Raw genomic sequence first — 1,094 nt, 5'->3', positions numbered from 1 at the left:
CTTAAAAGTTTGATCTAATAGTGGTATTCATATTCGAGTGATTTTGATATGCATACAGCCGACGACTTTAAACAATTAGCAAAGCAAACCTCCAACGGGCAACTGCGAACCCGCTATCTAGCTTTGTATCATTTCAAGAATGGGGAAACACGAACCCAGATAGCAACTTACCTTGGGGTTGCCAGAGGCAGTGTTAATACCTGGGTATCCAACTATCTGGCGCACGGACTTGAAGGTCTGCAATCCAAACCTAGTCCGGGTAGACCCTGTCAGCTCTCCGTCTCCCAGCGAGAACAGATCGCACATTTTATCAAAGAAAATGCGGTTAAAAAGGAGGGGGGGCGTTTGATTGCACAGGATGTACGACAATACATTAGCGACACCTTCCAAATCGATTATCAGTTGCGAAACGTATACCGCATCATGGATGCGCTCGGTTTCAGTTGGATAACCAGTCGCTCTAAACACCCTAAACAATCACAACAAACCCAGGACACTTTTAAAAAATTTCCTGCTGGAAACGATCCTTCACACTCCCGGTCATCTTCCTCTGGATCGCGTTGACGTCTGGTTTCAAGACGAAGCACGATTCGGTCAGCAAAATCAGACGTCCAGAATATGGGCAGCCAAGGGCAGCAGGCCAAGAGTAGTAAAGCAACAGCAATTCGATTATGGCTATGTCTTTGGGGCGGTGTGTCCGAGCAATGGTAATACTCAGGCGCTTATCAGCCCTCTTGTGAATAAAGAGGTGATGAAGCAGCATCTGAAATTAATAAGTGAAGCGACAGAGCCTGGGCGTCATGCCGTTGTTGTAATGGATGGCGCGGGCTGGCATACGATCGATACGGCCAGCCCATTTACCAATGTCAGTCTGTTAAAACTCCCACCTTATTCTCCGGAGCTGAACCCGATGGAGCAAGTATGGCAATGGTTACGGCAACGTTGCTTATCAAACCGCGTATTTCGAGGTTACGAAGAAATAGTGGAACAGGTCTCTCGCGCTTGGAATACATTCATTGCGGATGTTGAACGAGTCAAAAATCTCTGTTGGAGAGAGTGGATAAAGTTGGTCAATTAATTAATGCAATTGGTAT

1 protein-coding gene is annotated in these 1,094 nt (G+C 46.3%); it reads left to right on the top strand.

The features are described 5' to 3' along the window. Positions 1-48 precede the first annotated feature (48 nt). Positions 49-1,078, top strand: a protein-coding gene (locus QME20_RS19685) for an IS630 family transposase (protein ID WP_161789755.1) whose coding sequence is annotated in 2 segments (ribosomal slippage) — positions 49-503 and positions 502-1,078 — 1,032 coding nt in all. Because the reading frame shifts where the segments join, the coding sequence is not laid out codon by codon here. Positions 1,079-1,094 lie beyond the last annotated feature (16 nt).

It is taken from the genome of Alteromonas sp. CyTr2 (assembly GCF_947311905.1).
Lineage (GTDB): Bacteria > Pseudomonadota > Gammaproteobacteria > Enterobacterales > Alteromonadaceae > Alteromonas > Alteromonas macleodii.
The sequence above is the reverse complement of the archived record's forward strand: the minus strand, read 5'-3'. Positions and strand labels throughout refer to the sequence as shown.